An 18,711-nucleotide genomic window follows, 5' to 3' on the forward strand; every position below is an offset into this window, starting at 1 on the left:
AACTCTCTCTCCTAATGCGGCAGCGGGCTTAAGCAGCAGCTTCTTTGCGCGCCAGCAGATATTCATCGATCCGGTCAGCCGCATCGCGACCGTCACGGATGGCCCAAACCACCAGCGACGCACCGCGCGCAATATCACCGGCGGCAAAAACGCCATCCAGATTGGTCATCATCGAACGGAAATCGATTTTAACCGTGCCCCAGCGTGATACACCCAGTTCCGGCGCATCAAACAGGGTCGGCAGGTCTTCCGGCTCGAACCCAAGCGCCAGGATGACCATGTCAGCATCCATGGTGTAGTTCGACCCTTCGATCAGTTCGGGGCTCTGACGGCCACCGGCATCCGGGGCACCAAGGCGCATCTTGACCGCACGCACACCGGTCACCTTGTCGTCGCCAACAAAGGCTTCCGGGTTGGTCAGCCAGACAAACTCAACGCCTTCTTCCTCGGCATTGGCCACTTCGCGCTGGGATCCCGGCATATTCGCACGGTCACGGCGATAAAGACATTTGACCGATTTCGCACCCTGACGGATCGCGGTACGGACACAGTCCATGGCCGTATCGCCACCGCCAATAACCACAACGTTTTTGTCTTTGGCATTCAGCGTGCCATCGTCATAGGCGGCAACCGTGTCGCCAAGGCCGATGCGGTTCGAGGTGGTCAGATATTCAAGGGCCGGATAGATATTGCCAAGACCAACACCGGGCAGCTTCAGATCGCGGGACTTGTAAACACCCGTGGCGATCAGAACGCTGTCATGTTTGCGGCGCAGTTCATCAAGCGTCGCGTCGCGGCCAACCTCGAATTCGGTGTGCATGACGACACCACCTTCTTCAAGCAGCTTCACCCGGCGTTCAACGATATGTTTTTCAAGCTTGAAACCCGGAATCCCGTAAACCAGCAACCCGCCCATGCGGTCATAGCGGTCATAGATATGGACTTCATATCCTTTAAGGCGCAGTTGTTCCGCAGCCGCCATGCCTGCCGGGCCACCACCGATGATCCCGACCGACATGCCGTTTTCCTGCGTCGGCTTGGGTGCCTTGACCCAGCCATTCGCAAAGGCGGTATCGGTAATGTATTTCTCGACCGACCCAATCGTGACCGCACCATGCGTTGACTGTTCGATCACGCAATTGCCTTCGCACAGGCGATCCTGCGGGCAGATGCGGCCGGTCACTTCGGGCATGTTGTTGGTTGCCGCCGAAATGGCATAGGCTTCTTCCATGCGACCTTCGGTCGTCAGGCGCAGCCAGTCCGGGATGTTATTATACAAAGGACAATGGGCCTGACAGAACGGCACGCCACATTGCGAGCAGCGCGCAGACTGATCCGCCGCGGCTTCTGTCTCGAAACCTTCGTAAATTTCATTGAAGTCCGTGCGACGCTCGGATGCTTCTCTCTTGTGCGGATATTTTTGTTCAAGATGAACAAACTTCAGCATCTTTTCTGTCATAGCGGCCCTCTAAAAGGGTTTTATGTTGCGGGTTGGCTTTTGTATACGCGCCGGTTTTGCAAGAATCCAGCACAAAATGCATGATAGGTCAATATTACTGACCATTATATCCCCAAATAAAATCAGGATATCGGGAATTTCGGGATTTAAAGCGCTGAAAGAAAGTTTCATTAGTACCATAATGGTACTATTAATGCATTTCGTCTGTTTGCGCTAAGCTGCTATAAGCGGTGAGTTTTTGCCGATAACAGCGATCGAGGCCGGGGTGACGTTACAACATATAATTCTTCTGGCGGTCATCCAGGGGATCACGGAATTCCTGCCCATCAGTTCATCGGGTCACCTGATCCTGACCCCCGCCCTGACAGGGGCCGCAGATCAGGGTTTGTTGGTAGATGTTGCCGTCCATGTCGGCACACTGGCCGCCGTTATGATCTATTTCTGGCGCGATGTTTTCGCGATGATCGGCGGATTCTTCTTCCTTTTGTCCGGGCGCATCAATCCCGGTGCCCGACTCGCCCTGCACATCATCCTCGCCACCATCCCGGTGGTCGCGGTTGGCTTCTATTTCAAAGTCTCGGGCATCGAAGAACAGCTTCGCTCGGTCGAAATCATTGCTTGGACGACGCTTATATTTGGCATCGTGCTGTGGATTGCCGACAAGATCGGCATGACGATCAACCGGCTTGAACATATGCGTTGGGGCGGGGCGCTGTTCATCGGCCTTGCACAGGTTCTTGCCCTCATTCCCGGCACCAGCCGTTCGGGCATCACCATGACGGCCGCACGGCTGATGGGGTACGAGCGCGCCGATGCCGCACAGTTTTCCATGCTGCTGTCGATTCCGGTTATTCTGGGCGCGGGTCTTCTGGCCGGGATTGACCTGCAACAGTCCGGTGACATGGCCCTGACCATGGATGTCCTTCTCGCGGCGGGCCTGTCCTTCATTACCGCCCTGATTGCCATTGCCATGCTGATGAGCTGGCTTAAACGCTCCACCTTCACGCCGTTCGCGATCTATCGCATCCTTCTGGGCGGCGGCTTGCTGGTGTGGATTTATGGCTATGGCGGCGGTCCGATCCCGTTACTTGGGTAATCCACCGTCAAGACAGCCTGCCATTGCGCCACTGACCGACTAACCGACTGGCTAAGTGATCGACCATGCCTGCCCGAATGTTTCTTCGTCCGATTGATCCTGTTGTCGACGGTGCGGCTCTCCATACCATTTTTGGTAATCCGGAATGCTGCACATGGCTTCCCGAACCGGCCTTTGCATCAATCGCGGATACCATCGCAAAGCTCAAACACTGGAACAGCGGCTTTGAAAAGACGTCATGGGCGGTTGCCGCGTCGCCGAATGGCCCGGCCCTTGGCCGCATCGCCCTTTATAATACCGGCGATGATCCCGACGTATGGGAAGCCGCCTGCATGATTTCCCCTGCGGCACGCGGGCAAAACCTTGCTGCGCGGGCCTTGTCCCATGCCATTGGGTATCTCTTTGAAACCACGACCGCGCGCCGCATCTTTGCCGATATCGATCCCGACAACATTGCATCAATCCGGGTATTCGAAAAACTGGGCTTTACCCGCGAAGGTCAGCTTCGCGGGACCTGGAACACACATATCGGCATTCGTGATTCGGTGATCTACGGATTGATGAAAACAGACCCACAACCCGATATCGGCCCGGCCCCCATCGTCATTGCATGACCCCGGCCTGACGCCACGACCGACGAAGACTAATTCAGACCGATTGCACAATGCGCACCGGTTTCCCATAACCGGCAATCGGCGTTGCACCTTTTCGTCTCTAATTTACCTTGCCCAAACACATAAGCCTGTGCTTATGTGTTTTGCATGATGGAAAACGACATATTCAAAGCACTGGCCGATCCGACCCGGCGCACAATTTTTGAAAAGCTTGCCAGCAGCCAAAGCATGAATGCCAGTGCCCTTCGCGACGGCATGAGCATCAGCCAACCGGCCATGTCCCAACATCTGGCTGTCCTGCGTCAGGCAAAGCTGGTGGATGAAGAACGACAGGGACGCTTCGTCCATTACCGTGTCAATCCCGATGGCCTGGCGCTGATTGTTCAATGGGTGGCCCGATACAGCACCACCTTCTGGCCGGACCGGATAGATGCCCTACGCCAGACCCTAAAGGAGATGGACCAGTGACCGACAGCAAGACACGCACTGCCAAACCCAAAAAGCCCAAAGCTTCCCGTCACCTTGAATTTGAATTCAGACTGGATGCACCAAGGGAGAAGGTCTGGCGGGCGATCAGCATTCCCGAAATTCGCGAAAGCTGGTTACCCGGCACCAATTTGCGCAACGCCATACCGATACGGCAAATTCCCGGCAAGGAAGTGACCTATCTGATGCGTGATCCCTATCCGCCCCATCTGGAAAGCATGGTGACCTTTCACCTCGCGCAATCTGGCGAAAACAGCACCTGCCTGCGCATCATTCACCAGTTAACCGATGCAAAATGCCTGCCCCCGGCCAAGGCCGCCAACAGCAACAGTGTGGAAATGATCTGCGCGGCCTGACGCCGCCTCACCCGATCCCTTTTCGAACCCGGAGCCCCTCGATGCGCGACATGATGCAACTGATCCCGATGGTTGTTGAACAGACCAGTGCTGGCGAACGGTCCTTTGACATTTTTTCGCGACTTTTGCGCGAACGGATCATTTTCCTCAATGGCGAAGTGAATGACACGATCTCATCGCTTGTCTGTGCGCAATTGCTGTTCCTCGAAGCCGAAAACCCCAAAAAACCGATCAACCTTTATATCAATTCCCCGGGTGGCGTCGTCACCAGTGGCATGGCGATGTATGACACGATGCGCTACATAAAGGCGCCTGTTCATACCCTATGCATGGGCACCGCACGATCGATGGGATCGTTCCTGCTGATGGCAGGCGAACCGGGCCACCGCGCAGCCCTCCCCAATGCCAGCCTGCATGTGCATCAACCGCTGGGTGGCTTTCAGGGCCAGGCATCGGATGTCCTGATCCATGCCGAAGAAATGCGCCAGACCAAACAGCGCATGATTTCGCTTTATGCCAAACATTGCGGTCGCAGTTACGAGGAAGTGGAACGCACCCTGGACCGCGACCGTTTCATGACCGCAAATCAGGCTCTGGAATGGGGGCTGATAGATCAGGTACTCGAACATCACGGTGCCAATGACGATGACGCAGCCAGATCCACAGCAGACACCTGATCTGACGCATCAATCCTGCCAGATCGGCCCGCCCGAAAGGATGATTTGCGCCCGCGCCGGGTCTTCCGGCGCATAGCCGCTATCGTCGACAAAGCGCATCAGGAACGGCTCATGCGACATTAAAAAATCAATCGCGCCCAATTGGACTTCATTGCTGGTAATCCCGGCTTTCAGGTCATCAAGTCCCATACCGGTCTGGGCAAAAAGCCCCTCCAGCAACTCGTCATCACCGGCAATAAACGCTATTGCCCGGATGGCAAGCGTTTCGGCTGCTTCCTTGTTCATTGTCCATCTGCCCTTTACCGCATGACCGGCCTGTTGACCCAAAGTACTAGCTGAACCACTTCGCCTTGGCCAAGGCGCGCCAGACAACCAGCCCGGCAATCACGATCAATACCGTGCCAATCATACCAAAATTCTGCCCCAGCAACACGACAAGTCCCCAGAACCCGATGGTTCCGAACCCGACCGCAAGGGCCAAAAACGCCGATTTTGTAAGGCTGTCCTGATTTTTCTGGGCGGCTTCCGCCCGCTTGAGCTCGTCAACAATCTCGTACCAGGCAATCTGTTGCCAGCGGGAATATTTAAGACCCTTGCGCGGACCTTTGCGCAGAAACTCGTCAAGCAACTTGACGATATTGTTTGCACGCTCCTCGGGCACGACATATTTGCCGAACCGCTCCTTCTTGCGCGGGCCTTCGTCTTCACTACCGATATCGTTCACCCAACCACTCCGAAAGCTGCCCGTTTTCGGGCCATGTCATCGGTCATAAGCGTTTCTGATTTATATCCGGTAAATCAGAAACGCCATGATAACGATCACACGGCACTTTATGTCCCGCAAAGGATTGCAGGAGAAAGGTCACGGCAGAAACCAGACGGTTGGAAATATCCAGGCTCAGGCAACGACCATTGCGGTAATTGCGATCACGCCAAATGCAAGAAGATGGATCATCATTTTCTCCTGTTGCTAGGGACATTCGTCCCGGCCAAACGTATGCGTCTTACGTTTGTTCATAATCCCTAATCTGCAAAACAGGTAATTTGATGGCGCAATTCCGCGCCAAAAACGACGACCAAACAATCGTGACTGGGGAATATGGTGCGGGCGGCCGGACTTGAACCGGCAAGGTCTTTAAGGACCGGCGGATTTTAAGTCCGCTGCGTATACCAATTTCGCCACGCCCGCAAAGCGCTTACAAGGTTGGTGTCCAACCGGCAGAACAGGGTTCTAGCGCGGCTTTAAAAACGGCGCAATACCGGAATGCCCGATTTTATCAATCCGCAAAAGCCGAAATCCGATGCCATCGCACAAAAGCGAATACGGCATTGCGACATAATTGCCTGTCTTTCACCACATTACCCCCATTTTTCCGCGGCACGGTTGCAACGATCCCGTAGGAATCAACAGGCGACCCGGTTGAACGTGAAGAGGCACAGCGACATTTCACTGGCTATCTCAGCATGTCTGGCACTTGCCATGCTTGGCCTTTTGCTGCGTCACGAAATCGTCCCGAATGCCAATGCCGAAGATGACGGCTCCGGTCGCCCCGACGCCCCGATTTTGCGCAGCGAAACACTGAACCGCGCCGCCAACCAGCAACGCCATATCGACCGCCTGTATGACAAGATGGAAAATGACCTGCTGGGCAGCACCATCGGCCCCCTGTTTCTTGACGATTCTGTCCCCGCGCCTGAACAGCCACCCAATGCCCTTGCGCTTGGCACCGGGAATGCGACCACGATTGAAACCTTTGGCGGGCGCTCGGCACTGGCATCCATCGCCAAGAAACTGGATTTCGATACCGCAAATGGCACCTTTCCCAACCAGACCCGCAGCGGTGCAACCCCGATCAGCCTGTGGGTCCATGGCAGCCAGACCGACATCGAAAACCGGGTTACCGATACCGGCTATAACCCGAACCTCAGCGGCGACGTCATTTCAATTGATACCGGGGTCGATTATCTGGTGGATGACAGCCTGATCATCGGGCTTGGCGTTGGCTGGGGCAGCACACTTAGCGAGGCCGCCGCCCGTCAGGTACTCTACCGGGAAAATAACGTCACCTTTTCCCCGTATTTCGTATCGCGCATGACCGAATGGCTTAACATTCGTGGCAGTGTGGGGATGGGCACAAGTACCATCACCCAGTCCGCCATTGATGGCGGCCCGGATAATCTCAGTTACGCCGAAAATCTTGAAAGTTCGACACTATCAAGCTCGATCGGTTTTGGTACCGAATACGATCTCGGCTTCGTGCCAGTCACAGTAAGCCTCGATGGCGACATCATCACCGCCCGCGAGGAATTTGAAAGTGCGCGCGGTGCCGACGGGTCACTGATCCCTGCCCGAACCGCCCTGACCCAGCTTTTCGATAGCACCGCAGAAGCACGCTATAACCTTGTCCTTGGCGACCATAGCCTTGTGCCCTTTGCCGGGCAGGATCAGACCGTCACCCTGATGAATCAGGGCTATGGCCGATCCACCAATCGCCGTTATTTTGTCGGCACCGAATATGTCTATGACCCCTGGCATATCGGCGCATCCGTCGAAGGATTCCGCGAATTTTCCCCCAATACCGATCCTCTCGAAGGGGTGCGTTCCGAAATCAGCCTCAGTTCCGAACTTCCCTATGGTTACGGGGTTCTAAGCCCCTATGTGACAAGTGAAAATACCAGTACCTATTCACAGGTAGGCGGCGGCATCACCCATAATTGGGGCGGCATCCCCGGCCAGATGAGTCTCGAAGTGCAGCGTAAACTGACCTTCGCAACCGAACACAACAACATGTCTGGCCTGATGACCGTCCGGTTCAATTTCTGATGCTTTCCTTACGGCTTTGCTATGTTGTGGCTTGGCGTTACCGTGCTGTCCGGTTAGGGTGCACAAAGAATTAAAACCGTCCAGCCCAGCAGGTCCGCGCCATGACACAATCCGATCGCGATGCGCCCGATGCGCCCAGCGCGACAGATACACTCACCCCGCCGGTGTTTGATCGCACCTTTCAAAAACAGTTCATCGATCTGTTATTGTGGCGTCGTGATGTGCGGCGTTTTCGCACCGACCCGATCCCCAAGGAAGACATCGACGGCCTGATCAAGGAAGCCTGCCTTGCCCCGTCTGTTGGCAATTGTCAGCCATGGCGCTTTGTAAAGGTCAACGATCCCGACCGTCGCAAAGCCATCCGCGACAGTTTCGAACGCGCCAATCAGCAGGCGCTTAACGACTATCACGGCGAACGTGCCAGACTTTATGCGTCCCTGAAATTGCAGGGCATGGATCAAGCCCCCATACAGCTCGCCGTTTTCGCCGACGAGGAAACCGAGGCCGGCATGGGGCTGGGCCGCAAAACCATGCCCGAAATGCTTGATTATTCCGCTGTCGCCGCCGTACAGCTTTTGTGGCTGGCCGCGCGCGTCAAGGGGATCGGGGTTGGCTGGGTTTCGATCCTTGAACCCGAAACCGTTCTCAAAACACTAGACGTTCCGTCGCACTGGCGTCTGATCGCCTATCTGTGCATCGGCTATCCCGAAGAAGACCACGTCGTTCCCGAACTCGTCCGCGAAGGCTGGCAGGATCGCATTGATCCGGCTGCCCTGACGCTTGAACGCTAACCAAATTCGATCATCAAAGGAAACCCCGATGTCCGCCGACAAAGGCCAACCGACCAATCCCGAACACCCCGCCAAGAAAAGCCTGCCGAACGGTCACTATTTCAAGATCATGGGCTATCTGCTGACTGCGGCGTGGGTCGGCTACATTCTGGCGATTTCCGGGGGCGATACCACGCACCCGATGTTTGATTATATCTTTGTCGTTCCGCTGGCATTCTGGATTGGCGGCATGATCATCGGCAAAATCCTGCGCGCGCGCAGTGGTGCAGATCGGCCCTAGAGCCTTTTTATTCGCCCCTGCCGTCATTGCGGTCATTCCGGTGGCTTTTGCGTTCGTCCTCATAACGGTCGTTATCGGAAAAACCGCCCAGATTCATGATCCCGATGCCAAGACTGATGCCGCCAAACGTGATGAACAACCCGAAAAACAGCAACATGATAAAGATCGGCGCATCGCGTGATGCCATGGCAAGGCTGTAAATCCCGCCAATATCAAAAAACAGCACCAAGGCACCAAAAACCAGCGCCCCGAACCCGCCATAGGCGGTATGTTCAATCATGAATTTGACAATCGACCGGGCTTCGCGCGCAGCCCGGCTGTTGCGAATTTCATCCGTTTCCTTCGGGTCACCTGTCATACCGGTCCCTCCAACGCACCCTCAAACGATTGTCATAGCCGCAATGATAGCCCCGCCAAAATGATCAATCGCAATCCGCACGTTACGAAACGGCACCACTATCTTCGATAATCTCGCGGCCCAGCTCAATGATCACCGCGCGAATGCGCTCTGATGCAAGGTCAACATCCTTGGCCTCTTCGCCCCGCACCACAAGCGTCGTGCCCAGCTTCCCTTCGCGCAGGAACGGATAGGACCCGATATCAGTATCGGGGAAATCATGCTGGATCTCGCCCAGCACCTTGGCAATCGTGCCTTCCGGGATATACCCGCCGACCGACCGCGATACCATCGGTCGCCCGCCGGTCAGCTGATGTTTGATCCCCTGGAACATGGCCTGCATGATCATCGGCACACCGGCCATGACATAGACATTTTCCATCCGGAACCCCGGTGCCTTGGAAACCGGGTTATCAATCAGCTCCGCCCCCACCGGAATATGCGCCATGCGCAGCCGTGCCTCGTTCAGGTCGGCAGGGTTCTCATAATGGCTTTTCAGCAATTCATGCGCTTGCGGGTTCAGTTCGATCTCGACCCCGAACGCACGCGCCACACAGGGCGATGTAATATCATCATGGGTCGGACCTATGCCGCCCGTGGTAAAGACATAGTCGAACTTTGCCCGGCATTCATTGACCGTCTCGATGATCGTGGTTTCGATATCGGGAATCACCCGCGTTTCTGCCAGGCGAATGCCAAGCTTGTTCAGCTCCTCCGCCAGATAAGGCAGATTCTTGTCATGGGTCCGTCCCGACAGGATTTCATTGCCGATAATGATCAGACAGGCCCGAACCGCTTCAGACATCACAACCTCGCAAACTTGAACTCAATATTCAAATACGACCGCCAAAAGGGGTCGGATCGTCACAGAAAATCGCGCAACATCGCCACCAGCGGCACATCGGCCGGCGGCATCGGATAATCACCCAACCGGATCGGGCGCACCCATTTTACCTGCTGGCCTTCCATCGGGGTGATTTCCCCTTTCCAGACCCGACACAGATAAAGCGGCATCATCAGATGGAAATCATCATAGGTAAATGACGCAAAGGTAAAAGGTGCCAGACAGCTTTCGGTAATATCAATGCCAAGCTCTTCCTTAAGCTCGCGCACCAATGCCATTTCCGGCGTCTCGCCGGCCTCGACCTTGCCGCCCGGAAATTCCCAAAGCCCCGCCATGGATTTGCCTTCGGGGCGTTGTGCGATCAAGACACGATGATCGGCATCCACCAGCGCCACCGCACTGACAAACACCGTTTTTTCGGGGATTTTTCCCTGCCGCAAGTCCACCGACATGCAGCCTCTTTCTGTATTTTGAATGGTCATGCGATTGTTTTATCCTGCATGGCGGCTTTCGCCAAGAGATGCATTTGACGGATACCCGCCCCTTCCCGATCCGGGTTGAAACGGCAATATCCTTTGCGTCATATTTCCCTGAAATAAAAAAGAACCCGATAGCGGGCTATCGCGTACAACAGTCAAAATCAAATCAATAATATCTGTTTTACGGTGACAATGCGCGTATTCAAACTGACGGCAAATGCCCTGATCGCGGCCCTGTTTCTCGCCGGTTGCGATAAGCTCGCCGCATTCAATCACCTTCAGGCTGGCGACTATCAGCCGACCGTTGCCGATCTGCGATATGGCGATGCGGATCGCCAGAAACTTGATCTTTATCTGCCTGCGGATCGCACAAAACCGGCCCCGTTGATCGTCTGGTTTTATGGCGGATCATGGGATTCGGGCGATAAGGCAAAATACGCTTTCGTCGCCAAACGCTTTACCGAAATGGGCTATGCCGTCGCCATCCCCGATTATCGTCTGGTGCCTGAAATCCGTTTCCCGGAATTCATCAAGGACGGCGCCAAGGCCCTCGCCTTTCTGAAACAGTACGGCCAGGAACATCCAAACCGCATCACCGCAACCCCGATGATATTGGCCGGTCATTCCGCTGGTGCCTATAACGCGGTTCAACTGGTGGCCGATCAATCCTATCTGGCATCCGTGGGGATGTCGGCCAACGACATTGCCGGGATCATCGGGCTTTCCGGCCCCTATGATTTCTATCCCTACGACGTCAAGGCAACCCGAATCGCCTTTGGCGATACCCCCGCCGCCCAAAGCCAGCCGGTCGAGCAGGATTTATTCCACATGCCGCCGATGCTTCTGATCACCGGCAACCGCGATCACACGGTTTATCCCCGCAATTCCCGCCGATTGGCCGAACTCGCCCCGGACACGAAACTGATTGAAATCGCCGACACCGGCCATGCCGGAACTCTGATTGCTTTGGGCAGTATCCTGACAGAAAACCGGGAAATTCTGGCACCAATGTCTAAGTTTCTAACCAAACATCTGCCCGCGCCAACAAAGAGGACTGACGCATACTGAAACGTGCATCAGCCGCAATAGTCGTCGCTCTCATTCAGTCCTATTTGTAACGCTACCCTATTTGATCTCGATATCCTGCGCCGCCTTACCTTCGCGATACAAGTCATATGCCTGGGTGAAGGCCGCCTCCAGATGACGTGTGTAACGTTCGGAATCAAACAATGGATGCGTCGAACGGTTCTCAGCCAGTTTACGACGAATATCTGCCAGCTTTTCCGGATTCAAAGCCAGATCAAGGGCAATTTCTTCGTAATCCGCATCACTTCTGGCCACAAGCTCCGTCATGCCAACTGCATGCAGAAGACTTGCTGCGACGCGCGCAGCAAACTGTTTTCCGGGCCGTGTAATGACCGGCAAGCCTGCCCAAAGTGCATCACTGGCCGTCGTATGTGCATTGACGTTAAAGGTATCAAGAAACAGATCGGCATGCTTTTGCCGCGCCAGATGTTCTTTCTCAACAAGCCTTTGAGCAAAGACCAGGCGGTCCGGGTCAACACCACGCGCCTTTGCCTCGCGGCGCAGGTTGTTGACCGCCCAGTCATTTGAATGAAACAGCCAAAGAACGCTTCCCTCAACCTTGTTGAGCAACCTCATCCAGATATCAAATTCTCGCGGGGTAATTTTGTAATTGCCGTTAAAACAACAAAAAACAAACCCGTCGTCGGGCAATCCGAAATCCGCGCGGGTCGTTTTTGTATCTGCTATTTCCCGGCAATTGTCATTTGGCTGATAACTGTCGGGCAGATAGATAACCTTTTCCGTGTAACAGTCTTTGCATTCCTGCGGGATGACAACCTTGTCGGCCACGATATAGTCGATGAAATCAGTGCCCAATGTTCCCGGATAACCGACATAGTTCATCTGGACCGGCGCCAGTTTATAGGCAAACACCGCTGTCCTGCCTTGGCGGGTGTACCCCTTCAGTTCAATGGCGATATCCAGATCCTTTTGGCGTGCGCGTTCCACCATTTCCTCATCGGAAACCCCGAACACATTTTCAAAAGAATCCACAAGACCCAGTAGCCGGTCTCTCGTTTGCCCCTGCTGAACTTGACCATAACTGAACGCATGGATTTCAAACCGACTGCGATCATGATGCTTAAACAGTCCCATCATCAGGGATACGGTCGCATGGTTATGAAAATCGGCAGAAAAATAGCCGATTTTCAACTTGGCCGTTTTCTCTTTCGGTTTTCCAAACACCGGCTGTGGTGGTTTATGGAAATTGGTGCGCGCATATGCCTGTGACCGCTGAAGCTGATGCTTCGGATCATCCTCATAGGACAGCATGGTAAAGGGCTCGATGGCCTGATCTCGCGTACCAATCCGATCCGCAACCCGTTCAAATTCGGTTATTCCCGACCAGTCACATAGAATGGCCTGAATATAAAGCTTCTGGGACAGGGCACTCCAATAATCCGTCCTCATCCTGCAGGCAAAGGCAAAACCCTCCTGCGCTGCGGTAAGCTTGCCTTTGTCAAACAGGACAGTTCCAAGATTGTTATAAGCTTCGGCATATTTTGGATTGGCTTTGACCGCTTGAACAAAATATGCCTCGGCCGCGTCCAGCCTGCCAAGTTTGTAAAGCACACCACCAAGCGTGTTGTAGGCTTCTGCATCATCCGGATTTGCTTTAATCGCCGCAACCAGGGTTTCGCATGCGGCGTCCATCTTACCCTGATGGAAATAGAGCGTGCCAAGATTTGAAAGTGCCTGTGCGAAATCCGGGCGAAGTACGATTGATTTTTTCAAGCTGTCTTCGGCAACATCAAGCAATCCGAGGCGAAAGGCTGATGCCCCTCTGATGTTCCAGGCCATCGCAGCATCAGGGAATTCTTCCACAAGCGCGCTTGCACCCGAAAATGACTGGCTTACCTGCCCTTTCGCGAAAAGACTCACAACTTCTTCAAGTCTTTTCTGCAATGGTCGTCCCTGATCCTGTCTCTGCGCAGTCAGGTCCGCAAGGGCTTTGCGTGCACGTTCGTTTTTCGGGAAAGCATTCAGAAACTCTTGATAAAGCCCGACGGCCTGCCCGACTTCCCCGTCGCGCACCAACTTTTTTGCCCGTCGTGCGACCTGATCAAATGTAAGCTTCAAACCCCGTTCTCCAAACAACCCGCAACATAATTCACCAGCATCCCCCGAACGACGACACACCTCAAATATCTAACCGTTTATACGACTACGGTTACAATAAAGCTAATTGCCCCGTCCGTCTGGAAACAACTTTTACCACACAAAAAGCCCGGAAAATCTCTGTGATTTTTCAATCGTCATGCCTCGTCCCAAGGCCCATTTTCACCATCAGGCGCAGTCCCCGCACGGTGATTATCCCGGGGTCAGCCCCCTAACCTTACGAAACAAAAATATGATCTGGTTCTTTGCCTTCGAAATAACGGTCATATGCCTCAACATATGCTTTTTCCAGATGCTTGGTATAAGTCGCCGAATCAAATAGCGGCGCGCTTAAACGGTTATCGATCAACTGCTGGCGGATTTGAGCAAGCCGTCCGGGGTTTTCCACCAGATCAATGATCAACGCTTCATATTGCTCTTCGGTTTCTGCCACCAGCTCAGGCAATCCAACCGCACAAAGCAGACTTGCCGCAACGCGCGCCGCAAAGCTCTCCCCGGTTTTTGTCACAATTGGCAACCCGGCCCAAAGCGCATCACTCGCTGTTGTGTGCGCATTGACATTAAATGTATCAAGGAACAGATCTGCATGTTTGTGGCGTGCCAGATGCTCGGGCTCTTGTAACCGTTCGGCAAATACGATCCGTTCCCGTGCAATTCCCCTGGCTTCGACCTCGCGCAACAGGTTTTCGCGAACGCCTTCATTGGCGTTCAACAGCCAAAGAACGCTGTCGTCATATTTCGCCAAAAGTCGCATCCAGATATCGAATTCTCTGGGCGTTATCTTGTAATTGCTATTGAAGCAGCAAAACACAAAACCCTTTTCGGGCAGTCCAAAGTCGCTGCGCGTCGTTGTTGTTTCGGGAATGATGCGGTTACGGTCATTGGGCTGATAACTATCTGGAAGATAGATCACTTTTTCGGTGTAAAACTGTCGCAGATTGTCAGGAATGATGACCTTGTCAGCAACGATGTAATCCATGAAATCTGCGCCAAGCGTCCCCGGATAGCCGAGATAGCTGATCTGGATCGGTGCCAAACGATAGGCAAAAAGCCCACTGCGCCCCTGACGGGTAAAGCCCTTCAGATCAACAGCGATATCAATTTTCTGCTGCCTGACGGCCGCCACGATCTGCGGATCGGACGCCATCGAAATATCGACAAAGCTGTCAACAAGCTTGCTCAATCGGTCCCGTTTGACACCCTGTTTGACGATCCCATAGCTATAGGCATGAATTTCAAACTTCTCGCGATCATGATGCTCAAGCAATCCGATCATCAGAATAAGCGTCGCATGATCGTGGAAATCGGCTGAAAAATAACCGATTTTGATTTTTTCCGATCGGGCCACCGGTCGCTCCGGCAACGGCACCGCATTCACGTGACACCGTTTGCGGATCATATTGGCCGCACGCTTTTGCTGGCGTTCTGCATTGTCATCGTATGACAGCATGGAAAATGGCTCGACGGCATCGCCTTCAATACCGATACGCGGCGCAAGCTTTTCAAAATCGGCAATTCCCGACCAGTCACATAACAGCGCCTGCATATAAAGCTTTTGCGACATGGCGGGCATATTCTCGCCCTGAACCTGTGCCGCAAAACCAAAACTTTGCTGCGCAGCACTGATCTTGCCGCTTTTGAAGAAGGTATTGCCTAGATTATAATAGGCTTCGGCATAGTTCTTGTTGGCCTGTATCGCCCCAACAAAGTATTTCTCCGCCGCGTCAAATTTACCCAATTTGTGGTAAATGCCGCCAATGCTGTTGTATCCCTCGGCATATTGCGGATTGGTTTTGATCGCGTTGGCAAAGGCTTCCAACGCGGCCTGAAGCCTTTCCTGCTGATACAGCAAAACCCCCAGATTGGCGTGGGCTTGGGTAATTTCCGGTTCCAGTTCGACCGCTTTGCGGAAACTCTGCTCGGCAAGGTCGAATTTCTTAAGGCCAAAGGCCGCCGCGCCGAGCAGATTCCAAACCACGCCAGAATTCGGCACTTCTTTTAACACCGCGTTCGCCGCATCAAATGACGCTTGGATCTGTCCGCTGTCAAACAACCTGCGAACTGCGGTCACTTTCTCCTGCAACGAACCCTTGGCGACTTCCGCTGGCAGCTTAAGCTCGGCAAGTGCCTTTCGCGCGCGTTCATTTTTCGGATAGGATTCCAGGAACTCTTCATAAAGCTTGATCGCCTCGTTCTTGCTTCCCTGACGCTCAAGTGATTTCGCCCGACGCCTGACCTGATCGAATGAAAGCTTCAAGTCCCGTTCCCCGCAACACACAAATTATCAATCAACCTGCCCGATCCCAAACTTGGGACTCCTCGGTCTCATTGTTCCGTTCAGGCAGTATTTGTCTTCCATCATCATGAAAAAAGCCCGGATCAACAATCCGGGCTTTGTATTAATTTATGATTTCTGCCTTACGCCAGCTGACCGTGGCAATGCTTGTACTTTTTGCCTGATCCACACGGGCAGGCGGCATTGCGTGCAACACGGCCCCAGGTCGATGGATCGTTCGGATCAACATTACCCGATGCAGCCCGCGAATGGACCGTTGCGCTGTCACCACCCTCACCTGCCATGGCTTCGGGTTCCGGGTGATTTTCGTGCATTTCCTGCGGCGCGCGGCGCGGTTCCAGATCTTCCGGGCGGGGCGTCGATTGCAATTCAACATGTGACAGCATCTGGGTCACGCGTTCGCGCAATGTCACCAGCATGCCTTCAAACAGGTTGAACGCCTCGCGCTTGAACTCGTTTAACGGATCGCGCTGGCCATAAGCACGAAGCCCGATGCCCTGACGCAAATGGTCAAGGGCAAGAAGATGCTCTTTCCATGTCTGATCAAGCAGCTGAAGCACAAGGCTCTTTTCAACCTGGCGCATGATATCGGCACCATAATTGGCAACCTTGGCCGCCATCTTGCTCTCGACCGCCTGCTCGATCCGCTCGCGCATGACTTCGACATCAATGCCTTCTTCCTTGACCCACTCGGCCACCGGAAGATCAAGACCGAACAGACGTGTGCATTCTTCATGCAGGCTGGCGGCTTCCCACTGTTCCGGATAAACCTTCTCCGGGCAGTATTTGGTCACAAGGTCCTCGACAACCTCGCTGCGCATATCCGCCACATCTTCGGCAACATTCTTGGCCTGCATCAGATCGCGGCGCTGTTCATAAATGACCTTGCGCTGGTCATTCATCACATCATCGAATTTCAGTACGTTCTTACGAATGTCGAAGTTACGCGCCTCGACCTTCTGCTGTGCCTTTTCAAGCGCCTTGTTGATCCACGGATGATAGATCGCCTCGCCTTCCTGAAGGCCAAGCTTCTGAAGCATCCCGTCCATGCGCTCGGACCCGAAAATGCGCATCAGGTCATCTTCAAGCGACAGGAAGAATTTCGATCCCCCCGGGTCACCCTGACGGCCAGAACGACCGCGAAGCTGGTTATCAACGCGGCGCGATTCATGGCGCTCGGTACCGATCACAAACAGGCCACCGGCATCAAGAACCTTCTGCTGATCGGCTTTGACTTCGGCCTTGATCCGCTCGATCCCCTCGGCACGCTTTGCGTCGTCTTCGATATTGGCAAGCTCGATCTCGGCACGCATTTCAACGTTGCCACCAAGCTTGATGTCGGTACCACGACCGGCCATGTTGGTGGCAATCGTGATCGCGCCCGGCGCACCGGCCTGTGCCACGATGAACGCTTCGCGTTCATGCTGCTTGGCGTTCAGGACCTCGTGCGGGACTTTACGTTCTTTCAGCAACGCGCCAAGAATTTCCGACTTTTCAATCGACACCGTGCCGACAAGGGCCGGCTGGCCGCGTTTGTGGCAATCTTCCAGAAGATCGGCAATCGCGTTCCATTTTTCCTTGGCCGTCCGATAAATTTCATCATCGGCGTCTTTACGGGCAATCGGGCGATGGGTCGGGATTTCGACAACCTGAAGATTGTAGATTTCCTCGAATTCCTCGGCCTCGGTCATTGCCGTACCGGTCATGCCCGCAAGGGTCGGATAAAGACGGAAATAGTTCTGGAAGGTGATCGATGCCAGAGTCTGGTTTTCGTTCTGGATCTTGACCTTTTCCTTGGCTTCCAGCGCCTGATGCAAACCGTCCGAATAACGGCGGCCTTCCATCATGCGGCCGGTGAATTCGTCAATGATCACGACCTTGTCATCCTTGACGATGTAATCGGTGTCCTTCTGGAACAGCTTGTGCGCCTTAAGCGCCTGATTGACGTGATGCACCAGATGCACGTTGGCAACGTCATAAAGCGTGCCTTCGGTCAGGATGCCCATCTGCTGCAAAAGCTGCTCGGCATTCTCGGTGCCATCTTCGGTCAGGGTGACGGCACGTGCCTTTTCATCCTTCTCGTAATCGTCCTCGGTCAGTTTCGGGATCAGCGCATCAATCGCGCGATACAACTCCGAACTGTCTTCGGCCGGGCCGGAAATGATCAGCGGCGTCCGTGCTTCGTCAATCAGGATGCTGTCAACCTCATCGACAATGGCAAAGTTGAACGGGCGCTGCACCATGTCTTCAAGGCGGAACTTCATGTTATCGCGCAGATAATCAAAGCCCAGCTCGTTATTGGTCGCATAGGTGATATCGCATGCATAGGCCGCACGCCGCTGGTCATCGGTCATGCCATGCATGATCACGCCAACAGAAAGCCCCAGGAAGCCGTAAACCTGCCCCATCCATTCCGCGTCACGACGCGCAAGGTAATCGTTGACCGTCACAACATGGACGCCCTTGCCTTCGATCGCGTTCAGATAAACCGGAAGCGTCGAAACAAGCGTTTTACCTTCACCGGTTTTCATCTCGGCGATCTTGCCAAGTGTCAGAACCATGCCGCCCATCAGCTGCACATCGTAATGACGTTCGCCGCGGACACGCTTGGCAGCCTCGCGAACGGTGGCAAATGCGTCAGGAAGAATATCCTTCAGAGTCTCGCCCTTGGACAGACGTTCGCGCAGCCAATCGGTACGGGCGCGCAGTTCGTCGTCACTAAGCTTCTCGACTTCGGGTTCCAGGGCATTGACTTGCTCGACCGTGGCCCGCAGGGCTTTGACTTCACGATCGTTAGCTGAACCGAAAATTTTCCGGGCAATTACGCCGAGCATTAAAACGTTCCTGAACAAATGAAAAAACAGTTATGGGGCAACGGCTATATACCGAGGCCCGATCACAGATAGAA

18 protein-coding genes and 1 tRNA gene are annotated in these 18,711 nt (G+C 54.2%); 9 read left to right on the top strand and 10 right to left on the bottom strand.

Annotated elements, in window-relative coordinates:
* Positions 1–28: 28 nt before the first annotated feature.
* Entirely contained in the window at positions 29–1,459 is a 1,431-nt protein-coding gene (locus BC440_RS06510; RefSeq protein ID WP_007091673.1) for an NAD(P)-dependent oxidoreductase, read from the bottom strand.
* Between the two features lie 265 nt (positions 1,460–1,724).
* Here BC440_RS06510 and BC440_RS06515 point away from each other — a divergent pair, with 265 nt between their 5' ends.
* The 5 genes from BC440_RS06515 to BC440_RS06535 all read left to right on the top strand — a co-directional run bounded on the left by BC440_RS06515 (position 1,725) and on the right by BC440_RS06535 (position 4,688).
* Positions 1,725–2,555 carry an undecaprenyl-diphosphate phosphatase gene (locus BC440_RS06515; RefSeq protein ID WP_063094395.1) on the top strand — a complete coding sequence of 277 codons (831 nt, stop codon included), beginning with the start codon at positions 1,725–1,727 and terminating at the stop codon, positions 2,553–2,555.
* Positions 2,556–2,620: 65 nt separating this feature from the next.
* A complete protein-coding gene (locus BC440_RS06520; protein WP_223304883.1) occupies positions 2,621–3,169 on the top strand; it encodes a GNAT family protein in 549 nt (182 codons plus the stop codon).
* 147 nt (positions 3,170–3,316) lie between these two features.
* The gene (locus BC440_RS06525) at positions 3,317–3,637 is read left to right on the top strand and encodes a metalloregulator ArsR/SmtB family transcription factor (protein WP_063094324.1); all 321 of its coding nucleotides are present in this window, start codon (positions 3,317–3,319) and stop codon (positions 3,635–3,637) included.
* The gene (locus tag BC440_RS06530; RefSeq protein WP_065701852.1) at positions 3,634–4,011 is read left to right on the top strand and encodes a hypothetical protein; all 378 of its coding nucleotides are present in this window, start codon (positions 3,634–3,636) and stop codon (positions 4,009–4,011) included. The genes BC440_RS06525 and BC440_RS06530 overlap by 4 nt, the downstream gene beginning before the upstream one ends.
* A 41-nt stretch (positions 4,012–4,052) precedes the next feature.
* Positions 4,053–4,688 (top strand): ATP-dependent Clp protease proteolytic subunit, encoded by a 636-nt coding sequence (locus BC440_RS06535; protein WP_063094322.1) that lies wholly within the window; start codon positions 4,053–4,055, stop codon positions 4,686–4,688.
* A gap of 9 nt (positions 4,689–4,697) precedes the next feature.
* Here the strand turns inward: BC440_RS06535 and BC440_RS06540 are convergent, their stop codons facing one another.
* From BC440_RS06540 to BC440_RS06550, 3 genes are all read right to left on the bottom strand, one after another.
* Positions 4,698–4,973 (bottom strand): DUF3572 domain-containing protein, encoded by a 276-nt coding sequence (locus tag BC440_RS06540; RefSeq protein ID WP_063094320.1) that lies wholly within the window; start codon positions 4,971–4,973, stop codon positions 4,698–4,700.
* Between the two features lie 46 nt (positions 4,974–5,019).
* Complete coding sequence (locus BC440_RS06545; protein WP_063094318.1) at positions 5,020–5,412, bottom strand: hypothetical protein; 393 nt, start codon at positions 5,410–5,412, stop codon at positions 5,020–5,022.
* Positions 5,413–5,788: 376 nt separating this feature from the next.
* Positions 5,789–5,877, bottom strand: a tRNA-Leu gene (locus BC440_RS06550).
* A 237-nt stretch (positions 5,878–6,114) separates the two neighbouring features.
* Between BC440_RS06550 and BC440_RS06555 the strand changes: the two genes are divergently transcribed.
* From BC440_RS06555 to BC440_RS06565, 3 genes are all read left to right on the top strand, one after another.
* On the top strand, positions 6,115–7,512 hold the full coding sequence (locus BC440_RS06555; RefSeq protein WP_223304885.1) for a hypothetical protein: 1,398 nt from the start codon (positions 6,115–6,117) through the stop codon (positions 7,510–7,512).
* Positions 7,513–7,613: 101 nt separating this feature from the next.
* Positions 7,614–8,303: a 5,6-dimethylbenzimidazole synthase gene (gene bluB / locus BC440_RS06560; RefSeq protein ID WP_063094316.1), complete on the top strand. Its 690-nt coding sequence runs from the start codon at positions 7,614–7,616 to the stop codon at positions 8,301–8,303.
* A 28-nt stretch (positions 8,304–8,331) separates the two neighbouring features.
* Positions 8,332–8,583 carry a hypothetical protein gene (locus tag BC440_RS06565; protein ID WP_063094314.1) on the top strand — a complete coding sequence of 84 codons (252 nt, stop codon included), beginning with the start codon at positions 8,332–8,334 and terminating at the stop codon, positions 8,581–8,583.
* A 7-nt stretch (positions 8,584–8,590) separates the two neighbouring features.
* Here BC440_RS06565 and BC440_RS06570 read toward each other — a convergent pair whose 3' ends face one another.
* The 3 genes from BC440_RS06570 to mutT all read right to left on the bottom strand — a co-directional run bounded on the left by BC440_RS06570 (position 8,591) and on the right by mutT (position 10,276).
* Positions 8,591–8,941, bottom strand: coding sequence for a hypothetical protein (locus BC440_RS06570; RefSeq protein ID WP_007091681.1), 351 nt, complete (start codon positions 8,939–8,941; stop codon positions 8,591–8,593).
* 82 nt (positions 8,942–9,023) lie between these two features.
* Positions 9,024–9,785 (bottom strand): molybdopterin-binding protein, encoded by a 762-nt coding sequence (locus BC440_RS06575; RefSeq protein WP_063094312.1) that lies wholly within the window; start codon positions 9,783–9,785, stop codon positions 9,024–9,026.
* Between the two features lie 59 nt (positions 9,786–9,844).
* Positions 9,845–10,276 (bottom strand): 8-oxo-dGTP diphosphatase MutT, encoded by a 432-nt coding sequence (gene mutT / locus BC440_RS06580; protein ID WP_007091683.1) that lies wholly within the window; start codon positions 10,274–10,276, stop codon positions 9,845–9,847.
* A gap of 219 nt (positions 10,277–10,495) precedes the next feature.
* Between mutT and BC440_RS06585 the strand changes: the two genes are divergently transcribed.
* Entirely contained in the window at positions 10,496–11,371 is an 876-nt protein-coding gene (locus BC440_RS06585; RefSeq protein WP_063094310.1) for an alpha/beta hydrolase, read from the top strand.
* A gap of 57 nt (positions 11,372–11,428) precedes the next feature.
* Here BC440_RS06585 and BC440_RS06590 read toward each other — a convergent pair whose 3' ends face one another.
* The 3 genes from BC440_RS06590 to secA all read right to left on the bottom strand — a co-directional run bounded on the left by BC440_RS06590 (position 11,429) and on the right by secA (position 18,637).
* Positions 11,429–13,468 carry a tetratricopeptide repeat protein gene (locus tag BC440_RS06590; RefSeq protein WP_063094308.1) on the bottom strand — a complete coding sequence of 680 codons (2,040 nt, stop codon included), beginning with the start codon at positions 13,466–13,468 and terminating at the stop codon, positions 11,429–11,431.
* Positions 13,469–13,724: 256 nt separating this feature from the next.
* The gene (locus tag BC440_RS06595; protein ID WP_063094306.1) at positions 13,725–15,764 is read right to left on the bottom strand and encodes a tetratricopeptide repeat protein; all 2,040 of its coding nucleotides are present in this window, start codon (positions 15,762–15,764) and stop codon (positions 13,725–13,727) included.
* Positions 15,765–15,925: 161 nt separating this feature from the next.
* Positions 15,926–18,637 (bottom strand): preprotein translocase subunit SecA, encoded by a 2,712-nt coding sequence (gene secA, locus BC440_RS06600; RefSeq protein ID WP_037987025.1) that lies wholly within the window; start codon positions 18,635–18,637, stop codon positions 15,926–15,928.
* Positions 18,638–18,711 lie beyond the last annotated feature (74 nt).

Origin of the sequence: Thalassospira sp. MIT1004, from assembly GCF_001858545.1 — a bacterium.
Taxonomy (GTDB): domain Bacteria; phylum Pseudomonadota; class Alphaproteobacteria; order Rhodospirillales; family Thalassospiraceae; genus Thalassospira; species Thalassospira xiamenensis.

What these genes read in the sequence shown, in the direction of transcription:
- BC440_RS06510 (WP_007091673.1), bottom strand. Translation starts at nt 1,459, where the DNA reads ATGACAGAAAAGATGCTGAAGTTTGTTCATCTTGAACAAAAATATCCG.
- BC440_RS06520 (WP_223304883.1), top strand. Translation starts at nt 2,621, where the DNA reads ATGCCTGCCCGAATGTTTCTTCGTCCGATTGATCCTGTTGTCGACGGT.
- BC440_RS06525 (WP_063094324.1), top strand. Translation starts at nt 3,317, where the DNA reads ATGATGGAAAACGACATATTCAAAGCACTGGCCGATCCGACCCGGCGC.
- BC440_RS06535 (WP_063094322.1), top strand. Translation starts at nt 4,053, where the DNA reads ATGCGCGACATGATGCAACTGATCCCGATGGTTGTTGAACAGACCAGT.
- BC440_RS06540 (WP_063094320.1), bottom strand. Translation starts at nt 4,973, where the DNA reads ATGAACAAGGAAGCAGCCGAAACGCTTGCCATCCGGGCAATAGCGTTT.
- bluB (WP_063094316.1), top strand. Translation starts at nt 7,614, where the DNA reads ATGACACAATCCGATCGCGATGCGCCCGATGCGCCCAGCGCGACAGAT.
- BC440_RS06565 (WP_063094314.1), top strand. Translation starts at nt 8,332, where the DNA reads ATGTCCGCCGACAAAGGCCAACCGACCAATCCCGAACACCCCGCCAAG.
- BC440_RS06570 (WP_007091681.1), bottom strand. Translation starts at nt 8,941, where the DNA reads ATGACAGGTGACCCGAAGGAAACGGATGAAATTCGCAACAGCCGGGCT.
- BC440_RS06575 (WP_063094312.1), bottom strand. Translation starts at nt 9,785, where the DNA reads ATGTCTGAAGCGGTTCGGGCCTGTCTGATCATTATCGGCAATGAAATC.
- mutT (WP_007091683.1), bottom strand. Translation starts at nt 10,276, where the DNA reads ATGTCGGTGGACTTGCGGCAGGGAAAAATCCCCGAAAAAACGGTGTTT.
- BC440_RS06585 (WP_063094310.1), top strand. Translation starts at nt 10,496, where the DNA reads ATGCGCGTATTCAAACTGACGGCAAATGCCCTGATCGCGGCCCTGTTT.
- secA (WP_037987025.1), bottom strand. Translation starts at nt 18,637, where the DNA reads ATGCTCGGCGTAATTGCCCGGAAAATTTTCGGTTCAGCTAACGATCGT.